This window comes from Streptomyces sp. NBC_00271 (genome assembly GCF_036178845.1).
Lineage (GTDB): Bacteria > Actinomycetota > Actinomycetes > Streptomycetales > Streptomycetaceae > Streptomyces.
The window spans coordinates 11,216,915-11,229,494 of the sequence record NZ_CP108070.1; the positions used below are offsets into that span (position 1 = coordinate 11,216,915).

Below are 12,580 nucleotides of genomic sequence, written 5' to 3' on the forward strand. Positions count from 1 at the left end.
TTGGCGACTTCCTGCGCGCCGACCGTTCCCGCCTGGAACCGTCCGAGGTCGGGTTGCCCGACGTCGGGGCGGTACCCGCCGTGTGAAGGGCCTGTGCCGGGAAGAGGTCGCCGTCCTGGCGGGCGTGAGCGCCGACCGCTACGTCCGCCTGGAACAGAGCCGCGAAACCAACCCCTCACCCCAGGTCGTCGACGCCCTTGGCAGGGCACTGCACGTGGGCGCAGGCAGGCGGCTTCCGCGACCAAGTCACCCCGATCTGCTGCGGCTGCTCGAATCTGGTCCCACCCCGCGACGCGCAGGGCTTCCAGCGGCCCGGCGGCATCACTTCCGCGTTCGCTCAGCTCTTCGGTCAGCAGTGCGAGGCGGTCGGTGCGCCGGGCCCTACGAGGGGGAGCCGGTAAGGCAAAAGTGGGCGGCGACAATGGTGGCCAGTCGAAGCAGGTCGGGTGTGTGCCGGCGCCTTCGGATACTCCCGCAGGCGACAGTTCTGGCCACGGGGCCGAGCCAAGTGCTGCGGGCGAAGCCGAGAGCGACCGTCAGCGACACCCGCGGGCGTTGAGCCGGGCGGCCTGGCGTGTCAGGTGGTCGCGTTCGGCGAGGTTGGGTGCCTTTTGGGCCGCCTCGGTGTACAGCTGTGCCGCCGTGGTCAGGTCGCCGTCGCGCTCGTGGAGGTAGGCCGCCACCGCGGTGTGGCGGGGCAGTGCGTCGTCCAGTGCCGCGAGCGCGGCCAGGCCGGCGCGCGGTCCGTCGGCCTCGCCGACGGCCACTGCGCGGTTGAGCCGGACTACCGGGCTGTCGGTCAGGCGCGCGAGCTCGTCGTACCACTCGACGATCTGTACCCAGTCAGTCTCTTGGGCGGTGCGCGCGTCGGCGTGGAGTGCCGCGATGGCGGCCTGGGCTTGGAACTCGCCCAGCCGGTCGCGGGCGAGGGCCGCCTGCAGGATCTCGACGCCCTCGGCGATCGACTCGGTGTCCCACCGGACGCGGTCCTGCTCGGCGAGCGGCACCAGGCTGCCGTCGGGCGCGGTCCGGGCGGCGCGCCGGGCGTGGTGGAGCAGCATGAGGGCGAGCAGCCCCGCCACCTCGGGGTGGTCGATCGCGGCCGCGAGCTGCCGGGTGAGCCGGATGGCTTCGGCGGCGAGGTCGACGTCGCCGGAGTAGCCCTCGTTGAAGACCAAGTAGAGGACGCGCAGCACGGTGGCGACGTCGCCGGGCTGGTCGAACCGCAGGCCGGAGACAGTGCGCTTGGCCCGGCTGATGCGCTGCGCCATGGTCGCCTCGGGCACAAGGTAGGCCTGGGCGATCTGGCGGGTGGTCAGCCCGCCGACGGCTCGCAGCGTGAGCGCGACCGCGGACGACGGCGTCAGCGATGGGTGGGCGCACAGGAAGTAGAGCTGGAGCGTGTCGTCCACCGCGGGCGTGGGCCCGGGCGCCGGCTCCTCGTCGACGCGGTCCTCGCGCCGACGGCGGGCGGCGTCCGCCCGGGTCGCGTCGAGGAACCGGCGCCAGGCCACGGTGACCAGCCAGCCCTTCGGGTCCCGTGGCGGGTCGGTCGGCCAGACGCGGACCGCCTCGACCAGCGCGTCCTGTACGGCGTCCTCGGCCGCCGCGAAGTCGGCTCCGCGGCGGACGAGGATGCCGAGCACGCTCGGCGTGAGGCTCCGGAGGAGGACCTCGTTCACGTCGGCGATCATTCCGTGATGGTGGGATGCACGCCCAGGAACGGACGCAGTTCCAGCCACTCGTGGATCGGCTTCCCGTCCGCCCCAGGGGCGGCCGACAGTTCCCCGGCCAGCTCGACGGCGCGCTCGTAGCTGTCGACGTCGATCACCATCCAGCCGGCGATGAGGTCCTTGGTCTCGGCGAACGGGCCGTCGGTGACCGGCGTGCGCCCCTCGCCGTCGTACCGGACCCACGTCCCCTCGGGCGCGAGCGCCTGACCGTCGATGAACTCGCCGGTCTTCTCGAGCCGGGCCGCGAAGTCGTTCATGTACTGCACGTGCGCCGAGATCTCCTCCGGCGTCCACTGGTCCATCGGAACGTCGTTGACCGCCGCCGGGGCGCCGCGGTAGTGCTTGAGCAGCAAGTACTTGGCCATCGTGCTTCTCCTCGATGCTGGTGCGACCCATTGTGGTCGCGTTCACTGCAGGGACGGAGCCAGTCACGGGTTCTCGACATCGCCGCCCGATTCTTTTTTGGCTCTCGTAGATGAGCCTGGGGTGGATGCGCCTGGGGGAGCCGCCTCGCGATGTCCGGGGCCATCGCGACGGTTCGCCGAACGGGGCTGGTGTCCTGTCTCACAGATTCGTCGGCAGTAGACGGCGGCCTTGTCGAGGATGGCGTCGGCGGTTTTCGTCCAGACGAACGGTCGTGGATGGTCGTTTCAGTCGGCGAGGCAGGCCCGGATGTCGCGTTCGAGGGTCTGGACCGAGCGGCGGACGCCGCGGCGGAGCCTTTTCTGACCTTGCCGGTCGCGGTGTCCAGGGCTGCGAAGAGGGTCGTGGTGCCCGCGCGCACGTAGTCGTGGCTGCGGCGCTCACGCGCCTCGCTGCGGCCATCGACCTCGTCGACCAGTCAGTGGCGTCCTTCGGGGTCTCCTCCAGCGTTTTCACGATGACCCGTACGACGTCGGCGTCGGTGATCTTTCGTGGGACACCGGGCCGTGGCTCGTCGCACAGGCCGTCGAGCCGATGCTCCAGGAAGCGCCGGCGCCAGAGACGAACGGTGTCCATGGTGATGCCCAGCCGCCGGGCGACCTCCGCAATCGCGTGCCCGTCCGCAGGCGCGCCGGTACTGGCCGACGTGCTGGATCAGACAGAACAGCGCGAGAACCTCGCGGAGGCAATCGTCGACTTCTGGAAAGACGCCGACGCGAGAGATCCCGCACTGGCTCTGTGCGGTCCATCGACCTGGACGATGGGCTCGTTCTCGGCCGCGAGCTGGAAGGGCCGTCGCGGTTGACGCAGCGGAGATTGCCGGCGGACAGTCGTGTGCGCGCCCACTGACGGGGCGAGCACGATTGCGCTCTCGCTGAGCTCAACTGATTCTGGAGAGCCTCGGGACGTCGGCGGGTCGGCGGGTCGAGGGGACAAGTACGTACGGTGCTCAGGCTCGGAACTCGAAGCGCTCAGCGGCGCCAGGCATGCCACCAGCCGAGGATTGGCCCTCGCTCCGGAACGGCGGCCTAGCGAAACTGGAGATCTGTTGCCGTGCTTGAAGGAGTTGTGATGCAGGTAGCCGTAGTCACCTTCGACGGGTTCAACGAACTCGACAGCTTCATCGCTTCCGCGCTGATCAACCGGTGCCGTAAGGACGGCTTGGAAGCCTTCATCACGACGCCGACGCCGGTGGTCACGTCGATGAACGGCGTCGAGGTGACCGGGCAGCGCCCGATGGAGTTCGTGACCGAAGCCGACGTCGTGCTGATCGGCAGCGGAGTGAAGACGCGAGACGTGGTCGCAGACGACCGGCTGATCTCCAGGCTGTCGCTCGACCCTTCGCGACAGCTGATCGGTTCACAGTGCTCCGGCGCACTGGTCCTTGCGCGGCTCGGTCTGCTGGGTGGCATGCCGGCTTGCACGGACATGACGAGCCGGCCCTTTGTCGAAGCCTGCGACGTCACCGTGCTGGACGCGCCGTTCCACGCCGAGGGGAACATCGCTACAGCGGGCGGCTGTCTTGCGTCCCAGTATCTCGCCACGTGGGTGATCACCCGGATGCTCGGGGAGGACGCCGCGCGCGACGTCATCGGGTACGTGGCTCCGGTCGGCGAAAACCAGGAGACTGTCGCGCGCGCTATGCGTGCCGTCCACGCGGGAGAGGTCGTACTGGGCTGATGCCCCGCGATCAGTCCTGCGGGGCCGCCTGCGGTCATGGCGACGACTCCTGAGCGCATTGAGTGCGTGGCATTGTCAGAGGTACGCGCGACATGTCGCAGTACTCTCGTCTCGCGCCACCCGCGCGACCGGGTACATGCGCCCGGTACCGGACCGAAGCACGATCTGGCGTGCGTCGACCAGGTAGTCGTGACACTCGTCGTGCTGCGCTTCCAGTTGCCGCATCAGGCGCTGGCCGAGCTGTACGACACGCGTCGGTCCGCGGCTGCGTACGTGGGAGGACTGTTCGCGTACGCCATGACTACGACAGCAGCCGCCGCCGATCCCAGCGGCGGATCATGGTGGAACACGCCATCGCCGACCGAGGCAGCGGCGGTCGCTGCAAGGCTGGCTCGGCCGTCAGGAATCCCTGCGACCCTGAGCCGCGATTGCACCGTCTTACGAGAATGAGCAAGCTCGTGCGCAGGTCTGAAGAGGCCATGTTCCGGCGGGCACTCGCCCCGCGGGCCGAACGGCTCGTCGTCGTGGCCTTCGCGCCCCCGCCCCGCCGCCACCGCCGCGATCGAGCAAATCGAAGCGCTGACAGCGGAGTTCGCTATGGCGAGTCCGGGGACCGCCACGGTGTTGGGCGAGAGACTGCTCAGGCCACGATGCCCGAACAGGCCACCGTCGTACGGGTACTGCGAGAATCCGACCATGTCGAGTTGCTCGTCGGTGAGGGCGGCGACGTCGTCGCGCCAGCGGTCGATCAGCGCCCAGAACCGCTCGAGTGCGGCGGCGGAGGGAGCGATCGACCAGCGTTTTCGGCTCCTGCCGGCGTTCACCGAAGGTCCACTCCCATACCCCCGCGAAGTGGAAGTGCAGATGCCCCAGCCGCCACGCGATGGTCGCGACCGGCGGCCTGCCGGGCGACCTCGGCGTACTCGCTCGCAGGGATGTCCGCCTCGCCCAAGTCGAGCACCCACCCGCCCGGTCTGAACGCCCTGGGCGTCGCCACCTCGCCCCGATGCCGGATCGACCTCACCGCGCTCAGGCGGAAGTTGACGGCTCACCTCTCGAGGCGCCACCGAGTTCCTCGTCGGGCATCTCCGGTGCGCCGAGACGGCCGCCTGATGCTGTGAGCGCATAGGTTCCCAGCGTTGGCGGTTTGAGGGGTTGGATGAGCGGTGACGTCCGTTCCGACCCTCGAGGCCATGGTCCGCGCCTACGTCGCCCGCCATCCCACCGCCCTGTGCGAGGAAGGCCGCGTCGCCTTGAAGGACGTCCTGGCCCGCTGCACCGAGCTGGACGCCGCAGTCGGGCACGTCCGCGCCTTCGGCGAGATGCTCACCGGCCGCCTGGGATGCCATGCTCCGACCGCGAGCCCCAAGGCGTGGCAGTCAGGGTCCCGGACTCTTCGCTGGCGAACAGTCCGAGAAGCGGGACTGGTTGCAGCGGTTCGGTGATGTGTTGTGCAGGGTTGGTCCAGCCCTGGTGTGACGCGGATCACCGCAGCGCGGTCCGCGGAGAGGACAGGGAGGAGTGTGGAGATTTCACTGCGGGCCCGCGTGCGGGCCGGGGATCCGGATGCGTTCAGGCAACTGTTCGACGAGCACGCACCGGTGGTCCACCGGCATGCCGTCCGGATGACCGGCAACTGGGTCATGGCCGATGACATCGTGTCGCTGACTTTCCTGGAGGCGTGGCGGCTGCGTGAGCGGGTGTTTCCGGGTGACGACAGTCTGCGCCCGTGGCTGCTGGGGATCGCGACGAACGTCACGCGCAACACCGCGCGGGCGGCGCGAAGACACCAGGCCGCGCTCACCAGAGTCCCACCCCCCGACCCCGTGCCGGACTTCGCCGACGAGGTGACACAGCGCCTGGCCGACACCGAGGAACTGGCCGCCGCGCAGAAGGCGTTGAGCAAGATGCGCCGCGGGGAGCGCGAGGTGTTCACGCTCTGTGTGTGGGAGGGCCTGGACGCCGCCACGGCGGCCGAGGCCCTCGGCGTGGCCGTCGGCACCGTACGGGCTCTCGCGCGCGAGAAAGTGCCTGCGCAAGCTCACCGAGCTCGAACTCGACGGCGGCACGGGCGGCACAGGCGGCACGGACAGCACGGGCAGCATGAACGGCACGGGCGGCAGCCGTGGCACGCAAGGCGGCATCGGGCAGAGCGGAGTGCAACGCCCGGCCGCGGTCGGACAGTCACTGGGTAGCCGCCATCAGGCGGCTCGGTCCACGCAGGAGAAGAGGCGATGAACACCAACCCGCGACGACGCGATCAGCCGGTCGACTACCAGGATCTGGCCGAGTTGCTGCCCGCGCCGGGCCGTCCGGTGCTCGCGCAGGACCGCCACCGCGTACTGAGGGAACACCTGATGGAGCACATCGCCCACGAGGCCACCCGCGAGCAGTCGGGTGCGACGAACGCCTCACCGAACACCTCCCCGAGCGCCTCACCCAAGACCCCCGCACGTCGGCGCCCCGGCCGGCGTCTCGTTCTCGTCGCGGCGCCGCTGGCACTGGCCACCGTCGTGGGCCTGGGCGTGGTGGCGGTCGACAGCGCACATGACAGCAAGCGCGACACCGCTGCAGCAGGTGTCACCGCGGACGACCACCGGAAGGCCACGCAGTTGCTGGACCGGATCGCCCTGGCGGCGGCCGACCGCCCGGCGGTCACGGTACGCGACGACCAGTACATCTACACCAAGTCCCAGGGATCGGCGGGTGAGTTGGGCGTCGATTTCAGCAGTCCCGAAGAGCTCGCGAAGCGCAAGGGGACTTTCAAGGTGGGGGAGTACAAGGGGACCGTCCGACAAGAGCAATGGGATTCGGTGGACGGCAAGCGGGACGGTTTGAGGAAGGGCGTCGCGCTCACCGACCCTTCCAAGAAGATGGTCATGGACATGGGCGGTACCGGATACCTGACCTTCCGGCAGCTTCAGGCTCTGCCCACCGATCCCGACGCGCTGCTGAAGAAGCTCTCCAGCGACGCCAAGAATGTGGAAGCGAGCCGCGTCACGGAAGTGGTCGTCGAGAACCTCGGAGCCATACTCGACGACGCCACCCTGCTGCCCGACCTCAGTGCCGCGCTCTACCGTGCCACCGCCAAGCTCCCAGGTGTGCGCGTTGTGGACCACGTCAAGGACGCCGCAGGGCGGCAGGGTGTCGGCCTTACGTTCGACGGTGCCCCGAAGGGCTACGCCTGGGTCTTCGACTCGTCGAGTCTCGTCTACCTCGGAACAACCAAGAGCGCGCTCCTGGGAATTGGCGTCGCGGATAAGACGGGTGAGGTGCCGGTCAGCTCATCCTGAGTCAGCCTCGGCGTCACCGCACGGCCAGGGGGCGTCCGCTCTGGCGAACGCCCTTCCCGCGTGGTACGGCTGGCAGTTCTTCAGTTCGCTGATGAACGCGGGCCAAGTGGGGGCGTCGAGGGTGAGGGAAGCCGCGCCATGAGCCGTTCGGGCGGCCTTCGGACAGACCCCGCGACAGCGTGGAAGCGGTGATGCACGCTGTGCCGGCGGCGGCGTACTGTCTGGCGGTTCAGTTGCGGGGGGCAGCCGACGGTGCGGAGGGGGCAGCCGGACAGCCCCATGGCGGCCAATTCCTCGACGTCCCCGTGGCGTTGACGCACGCGGTCAACGAGACGAGGTGCCGGAGCAGCCGAGGGCGGTCAGGCGTCCGTGGGAGCAGGGCGGCGCAGACATGCGAGGTGCCGACGGCGCGTCTTCTCCACGGCGTCGAGAGACCTTGGAGGAGATGCCCACAATCAGCCACTTCCAGGGCGTCGGGGCCGTCTGCCTGATGGCCCGTGCTCCTGGAGCCAGGCGGCAACCGAGATGGTCTCACGGTCAGGCAGGACGTTCAGTGACGGTCCGCGATCGTTCCCCAAGATCTGTGCCAGAACAGACTTTTGACAGCACTGGGTGTTCATGCCACATGCCCGAACTCCGGTTCGCTGACGACGTTGAGGTGGGGTTTACTCCCGCTTGGGTGGGCCAGTCAGCCGGATACCGGGTCAGGACCTTGCCTGTCAAAGAAGCCAGAGAGCTCAGGGGGCGAACAAGGAACAGGGGTGCCGCATCCGTTGTCCTCCTGGCCCTGGTAGCCGGCATGGAGCTGGCTGTGGGGCCCGTCGCTGCCGCGCCGCATGCAGCGGACCGCGTCGATGGAGTGTGGCGCGTGGACGGCTATGGCACCGTGCTTTCCGTCGAGGACGGGCGGCTGCAGGAATACCAGGCGACCGCCGTCAGCTGTCTGCGAGGCGACACGGCACGGCGCACCGGCCAGAGTGGCAGCGGCTCGGTGACCTATACCGGCGACGACGCGACCGTCTACCGGATACGCCCCGCAGCGGGCGGAGCCGGCGCGATCTTGCACTTCGACGGCTCGGTCGGCGACCGCAGGCTGCTGCGCCTTCCGGCACTGCCTGCCAGCTGCGCCAAGGCTGCACCGACGGGAGCGCCGGCGACCTTCGACGTCTTCTGGCAGACCTTCGAGGAAAACTATCCCTTCTTCGCAGCCAAGCAGATCGACTGGCAGGCAGTCAGGGACCGATACCGCCCAAGGGTCCACGACGGTATGCCCGATACCGAACTTTTCGCCCTCCTGTGGGAGATGGTGCTGCCGCTGTACGACGCGCACGTGGGAATCGACGCCGGAAACACCGGGGGCTTCGGGCAGAGCCGCCCTGGCACCATGATCCCCGGCCCCGGACTTGACCAGCAGGCCCAGGCGTTCGTCGAGCAGCACGACCTTCTCGGCACGCGACTGCGGACCTTCGCGAACGGGCGCATCGGATACGCCCGGTTGCTGGACGGAACCGGCTACCTGCGGATCTCCGGCTTCGGTGGATACGACGGCAACAGCCCTACCTACGCGCGCAACAGCGCCATCCTGGATCAGACGCTGAGCCAGGTGATCAGGCCAGGGCTCCGTGGTCTGGTGCTGGATCTACGGATCAACGGGGGCGGTTCCGATGCGTTGGCGCTGCAGGTCGCCGAGTGCCTCACCGACCGCGCGTACGTGGCCTACGTCAAGCGGGCACGCAACGACCTGACCGACCCAGGTCGCCACACCCGCCCACAGCCGGTACGCGTCCAGCCGACACCCGACCGGTTCCGGTACACCGGCCCTGTCGCAGTGCTCACCGGCGGTGAGACCTACAGTGCCGGCGAGACCCTCACCCAGGCCCTCATACAGCGCCCGGCGAGGATCGTACGGATTGGACAGAACACGCAGGGCGTGTTCTCGGACGTTCTGGAGCGCATCCTCCCGAACGGCTGGACCTTCGGCCTGCCGAGCGAGGAGTACCTCACGCCGTCCGACGGCGAGACCTTCGACGGTGAGGGCATCCCGCCTGACATCCGCGTAGGCAACTTCGTTCAGGAGATCGCCAAGGGCACCCACGACTCCGCGTTCGCGCAGGCTCTAGCGTTAATACGGTGCCAAGCCGAGTAATGCCGCTCTGCCTCCTGCCCGACAGCAGTGCCGGCGCTCGACTTCTGTGCCGAGTGACACTCCGTCAAGGCTGGACATCGAAGAGAGCGAAGAAGGTGGCGGCGGGGCGAGTACTGCGCGAAGGCGGGTGCGCATCGCCCGCCATTGCTTCCAGTCCTCCTGGGCGACCCATTTTGACGCCGACTCTGCATCGTCGCCGACGATGCAGGCGAGGGCTTCGTCAGCGAGCGCCCGAAGGGCAGTGGGAAATATGGGCATGGGTGTTTCTGGGCCGTAGGGCGTGTCGACGGGTTCGCCTTCGGGGCATTGCGCCGCGATCAGTGCGGCGGCAGCCACCGCTTCGTCTGCTTCCGCGAGGTAGCCAGTGGCGTCGATCGTCCGGATAAGGATGCCTCGGATCAGGGCTTCGCATGCCTCGGGTTCGGCGTTGTCGTCGGTTGCCGATGCTCCGCGTCGACGCCCTCCTCCGCCTTGCAGCTGCACGCACCAGACCCCGCTCACCTGCACTTATGAGGCGCCGTTACGTTCCTCCGACCTGATCCGCCGGACAGGCCCTAGGCTTTCGCTTTCGGATCACTCTCATGGGCGTGCGATAGGTTGCCCGCCATGACTGGACTCGGATCTGTGGCCTGGCCACCTGCCCCGATCAGAACTGAACGGCTCGTGCTCCGCGAGTCCGAGGCCCGAGACCGTGCGGCGTTCATCGAGCTGCTCGCCTCACCGGAGGTGCATACCTACCTCGGTGGCCCTCGACCGCGTGATGAGCTCGAGCGCGCGGTGCCCGAGACATCCGGACGGCGGCCTGGCCTTTTCGTGATCGATCTCGACGGAGCGATGATCGGCATGGTCAAGCTCGATCGGCACGACGCGGAGAGTCCGGGGCACGTCCGTCCGGATGTCGGGGAGGCCGAGCTCGGCTACCTGTTCCTGCCAGAGGCATGGGGACGCGGGTATGGCGCCGAGGCGTGCGCAGCGGCACTCGACTGGTTCGCCGACGCGCTTCCCGGCAAGCCGGTGGTGCTGCGCACCCAGACTGCCAACGAGCGCTCGATGCGCCTCGCGGCAAAGCTGGGGTTCACCGAGGTGGAGCGGTTCGAGGACTACGGCGCCGAGCAGTGGTTCGGCGTGTGGTCCTCGGTCACCCCGTCCGGTTGAGCCAGGCAGTTTTGTTTGGATCAGCGGGCTGATCAGAGCGACTTCGAAGGCGCCTGGTGGTGCCCAGCCGTCCTCACAGTGGCCACTGCACGGAGGCTGAGCTGGAACCGGAATTCCAGGACGGAAGCACTTTGCCGAAGCGGCCCGACGGTACTGTGAATCTTGCCCAGCGCATCAGAAGGGCAGGCCCCGCAGGTCCACGCTGATGGTCGGACGGGGCGGGACGGCGAGGTCGTAGATCATGGTGGTCAGTGGCGAGGTCCGAGCGCCGTCGGGCTGCTGGAAGGTGACGGGTACGGAGAGTCGGCTCCATCCCAGCTGTGCGTAGAGCGGGACCAGGTCTGGGCGGCAGAGCAGAATCATCGTCTCGGCGCCGGCCGCTCGTGCGTGTTCGACCGCCACGCTGATCACCGTCCGGGCGATGCCCTGGCCTCGATGGGCGGGGTGCACCAGCACACCGCCCAACCCCGCCGTACGGCGCGGCGATCCGTCGAAGGCCATGTCCCGCAGCAGCCATCCCGCGGAAGCCACCGGCCGACCTTCGGAAACAGCGGTGAGGGTGTGCTGCTTGTCGTCCCACACCAGAGCGAGCCCGTTCACCCCGAAAGGGTCGGGCAGGCCATCGCGGAGTGCGGCCTCATCACTCGGAGAACCGGGGCCCAGCACATGGATCAATTGGAGGTCCGCACCACCGTCGTCCACCGCCACATGCTCCGCGGCGGCCGTGCCGGCGGGGTCAAACCGGAAGCGCAGACAATGCAGGCCGCTGGACTGGACAGTCCCGTCCGCCTGGGCACCCAGGCGGCGCAGTACCGCGATCGAGGCTGTGTTGTCGGGCAGGACGAACGCGAAGACGGCAGGGAGCGAGAGGCGGCGAAACGCCAGGTCCAGGCACGCACGGCCCGCCTCGCCGGCGATCCCACGGCCTTGGGCCAGTGGCTGCAGGGCGAAGCCGAGGTCAACTCCGTGCCGGGCCCGATTGCGCAGCCCCACCCGGCCCAGAAACGCGTGCGTTGCAGCATCCCTGACCGCGAAGTCGCCGTAGCCGTGTCTGGTCCAGTGGGCGACGTGGTCGTCGCACATGGCCCTGGCCGCAGACCGACTGTCCGCCCGGCCGGTCGCCAGCCATCGCATGACGCCGTCCTGACTGACCACAGCCTCAAAGAGATCGTCGCTGTCCCCGCGGCGGATCGGCTCCATCACAAGCCTCTGGGTGCGCAGAACGGGGCTACTTAGGAGTCCTAGCAAAATGACCGGCTGTTGCCTTGGAATGACAGGCTGTCAGTCGGTGTTGTGCCTGCATCCGATGGATCGGGGTGGGGTGTGGGGCAGCGTCGGCCGTGGGAGGTCGAGGACGGGCTGTGGGAGCGGATCGCTCCGCTGTTGCCGGTGGTCGAACGCAGGCAGCGGTATCCGGGGCGTAAGCGGCTGCATGACCGGCGGGTGCTCAACGGGATCCTGTTTGTGCTGTACACGGGCATCCCGTGGGAGTTCCTGCCGCAGGAGCTGGGGTACGGCTCGGGGAGTACGTGCTGGCGCAGGCTGCGGGACTGGCAAGAGGCCGGGATGTGGCAGGCGTTGCACGAACTCCTGCTGGCCGAGTTACGGGCGGCCGGCCTGCTGGATTTCTCCCGGGCTGCGGTCGACGGTTCGCACCTGCGGGCGATGAAGGGCGGCGCGAAGACGGGGCCGTCACCGGTGGACCGGGGACGGACGGGCAGCAAGCACCACGTGATCGTGGAGGCGCACGGCATCCCGCTCGCCGCCTCGCTGACCGGCGGCAACCGCCACGATGTCACCCAGCTCATGCCCCTGGTCCATGCCTTGCCTCCGGTCCGGGGCAAGCGCGGGCGTCCCCGGCGGCGCCCCAAGGTGCTGTACGCCGACCGCGGCTACGACTACGACGTCTACCGCCGCGAGCTGCGAGAGGTGGGCATCCGCCCGGTCATCGCTCACCGTGGGACCGAGCACGGCTCCGGCCTGGGCGTGCGCCGCTGGGTCGTCGAAGCTGCCTTCGCGCTCCTGCACTGGTTCCGCCGCCTGCGCACCCGCTGGGAGGTCCGCGAAGACCTCCACGAAGCCTTCCTCACTCTCGGCTGCGCCATCATCTGCTGGCGTCGCCTGAAGACCGCCGTTGAGTAGGACCTGTC

At 68.8% G+C, this 12,580-nt stretch carries 13 protein-coding genes and 3 pseudogenes; 10 read left to right on the forward strand and 6 right to left on the reverse strand.

Going from position 1 to position 12,580, the window contains the following annotated elements; genetic code table 11:
* The first annotated feature begins 124 nt into the window (after positions 1 to 124).
* Positions 125 to 559: a hypothetical protein gene (locus OG798_RS56885; protein WP_413253620.1), complete on the forward strand. Its 435-nt coding sequence runs from the start codon at positions 125 to 127 to the stop codon at positions 557 to 559.
* Here the strand turns inward: OG798_RS56885 and OG798_RS51180 are convergent.
* Together OG798_RS51180 and OG798_RS51185 are read right to left on the reverse strand one after the other, a co-directional pair.
* Positions 537 to 1,682 carry an RNA polymerase sigma factor gene (locus OG798_RS51180; RefSeq protein WP_121413462.1) on the reverse strand — a complete coding sequence of 382 codons (1,146 nt, stop codon included), beginning with the start codon at positions 1,680 to 1,682 and terminating at the stop codon, positions 537 to 539. The two genes, OG798_RS56885 and OG798_RS51180, sit on opposite strands and share 23 nt — an antisense overlap.
* An 8-nt stretch (positions 1,683 to 1,690) precedes the next feature.
* Positions 1,691 to 2,098, reverse strand: coding sequence for a YciI family protein (locus tag OG798_RS51185; protein ID WP_121413461.1), 408 nt, complete (start codon positions 2,096 to 2,098; stop codon positions 1,691 to 1,693).
* Between the two features lie 150 nt (positions 2,099 to 2,248).
* On the opposite strand from OG798_RS51185, the gene OG798_RS56890 reads away from it, so the two are divergent.
* Positions 2,249 to 2,521, forward strand: a complete 273-nt coding sequence (locus tag OG798_RS56890) for a hypothetical protein (RefSeq protein WP_413253621.1) — start codon at positions 2,249 to 2,251, stop codon at positions 2,519 to 2,521.
* Here OG798_RS56890 and OG798_RS51190 read toward each other — a convergent pair.
* A pseudogene (locus OG798_RS51190) lies at positions 2,461 to 2,756 on the reverse strand (helix-turn-helix domain-containing protein); the annotation flags it as partial. The gene OG798_RS56890 and the pseudogene OG798_RS51190 sit on opposite strands and share 61 nt — an antisense overlap.
* Here OG798_RS51190 and OG798_RS51195 point away from each other — a divergent pair.
* Together OG798_RS51195 and OG798_RS51200 are read left to right on the forward strand one after the other, a co-directional pair.
* Entirely contained in the window at positions 2,725 to 2,961 is a 237-nt protein-coding gene (locus OG798_RS51195; protein WP_179857416.1) for a hypothetical protein, read from the forward strand. The pseudogene OG798_RS51190 and the gene OG798_RS51195 overlap by 32 nt on opposite strands.
* Positions 2,962 to 3,227: 266 nt before the next feature.
* A complete protein-coding gene (locus OG798_RS51200) occupies positions 3,228 to 3,836 on the forward strand; it encodes a DJ-1/PfpI family protein (protein ID WP_121413460.1) in 609 nt (202 codons plus the stop codon).
* Between the two features lie 671 nt (positions 3,837 to 4,507).
* Here the strand turns inward: OG798_RS51200 and OG798_RS51205 are convergent.
* Positions 4,508 to 4,854 (reverse strand): annotated as a pseudogene (locus tag OG798_RS51205) (DinB family protein); the annotation flags it as partial.
* Between the two features lie 148 nt (positions 4,855 to 5,002).
* Here OG798_RS51205 and OG798_RS51210 point away from each other — a divergent pair.
* The 4 genes and pseudogenes from OG798_RS51210 to OG798_RS51225 all read left to right on the forward strand — a co-directional run bounded on the left by OG798_RS51210 (position 5,003) and on the right by OG798_RS51225 (position 9,275).
* On the forward strand, positions 5,003 to 5,281 hold the full coding sequence (locus OG798_RS51210; RefSeq protein ID WP_121413458.1) for a hypothetical protein: 279 nt from the start codon (positions 5,003 to 5,005) through the stop codon (positions 5,279 to 5,281).
* 78 nt (positions 5,282 to 5,359) lie between these two features.
* Positions 5,360 to 6,074, forward strand: a pseudogene (locus tag OG798_RS51215) (RNA polymerase sigma factor).
* Positions 6,071 to 7,129, forward strand: coding sequence for a CU044_5270 family protein (locus OG798_RS51220; RefSeq protein WP_328759669.1), 1,059 nt, complete (start codon positions 6,071 to 6,073; stop codon positions 7,127 to 7,129). The pseudogene OG798_RS51215 and the gene OG798_RS51220 overlap by 4 nt, the downstream one beginning before the upstream one ends.
* A 799-nt stretch (positions 7,130 to 7,928) precedes the next feature.
* Entirely contained in the window at positions 7,929 to 9,275 is a 1,347-nt protein-coding gene (locus tag OG798_RS51225; protein ID WP_443054236.1) for a S41 family peptidase, read from the forward strand.
* Here the strand turns inward: OG798_RS51225 and OG798_RS51230 are convergent.
* On the reverse strand, positions 9,252 to 9,782 hold the full coding sequence (locus tag OG798_RS51230; protein WP_328759671.1) for a DUF4259 domain-containing protein: 531 nt from the start codon (positions 9,780 to 9,782) through the stop codon (positions 9,252 to 9,254). The genes OG798_RS51225 and OG798_RS51230 overlap by 24 nt on opposite strands.
* Before the next feature lie 99 nt (positions 9,783 to 9,881).
* Here OG798_RS51230 and OG798_RS51235 point away from each other — a divergent pair, with 99 nt between their 5' ends.
* A complete protein-coding gene (locus OG798_RS51235) occupies positions 9,882 to 10,430 on the forward strand; it encodes a GNAT family N-acetyltransferase (RefSeq protein WP_095850284.1) in 549 nt (182 codons plus the stop codon).
* 174 nt (positions 10,431 to 10,604) lie between these two features.
* On the opposite strand, the gene OG798_RS51240 is transcribed toward OG798_RS51235, so the two are convergent.
* Positions 10,605 to 11,630 (reverse strand): GNAT family N-acetyltransferase, encoded by a 1,026-nt coding sequence (locus tag OG798_RS51240; RefSeq protein ID WP_328759672.1) that lies wholly within the window; start codon positions 11,628 to 11,630, stop codon positions 10,605 to 10,607.
* A gap of 123 nt (positions 11,631 to 11,753) precedes the next feature.
* Here OG798_RS51240 and OG798_RS51245 point away from each other — a divergent pair, with 123 nt between their 5' ends.
* Complete coding sequence (locus OG798_RS51245; RefSeq protein ID WP_328759673.1) at positions 11,754 to 12,572, forward strand: IS5 family transposase; 819 nt, start codon at positions 11,754 to 11,756, stop codon at positions 12,570 to 12,572.
* The last annotated feature ends 8 nt before the right edge of the window (positions 12,573 to 12,580 follow it).

Coding starts and splice junctions, on each gene's coding strand:
- OG798_RS51225 (WP_443054236.1), top strand. CDS start 7,929: ATGGAGCTGGCTGTGGGGCCCGTCGCTGCCGCGCCGCATGCAGCGGAC.
- OG798_RS51235 (WP_095850284.1), top strand. CDS start 9,882: ATGACTGGACTCGGATCTGTGGCCTGGCCACCTGCCCCGATCAGAACT.
- OG798_RS51200 (WP_121413460.1), top strand. CDS start 3,228: ATGCAGGTAGCCGTAGTCACCTTCGACGGGTTCAACGAACTCGACAGC.
- OG798_RS51185 (WP_121413461.1), bottom strand. CDS start 2,098: ATGGCCAAGTACTTGCTGCTCAAGCACTACCGCGGCGCCCCGGCGGCG.
- OG798_RS51240 (WP_328759672.1), bottom strand. CDS start 11,630: ATGGAGCCGATCCGCCGCGGGGACAGCGACGATCTCTTTGAGGCTGTG.
- OG798_RS56890 (WP_413253621.1), top strand. CDS start 2,249: ATGTCCGGGGCCATCGCGACGGTTCGCCGAACGGGGCTGGTGTCCTGT.
- OG798_RS51220 (WP_328759669.1), top strand. CDS start 6,071: ATGAACACCAACCCGCGACGACGCGATCAGCCGGTCGACTACCAGGAT.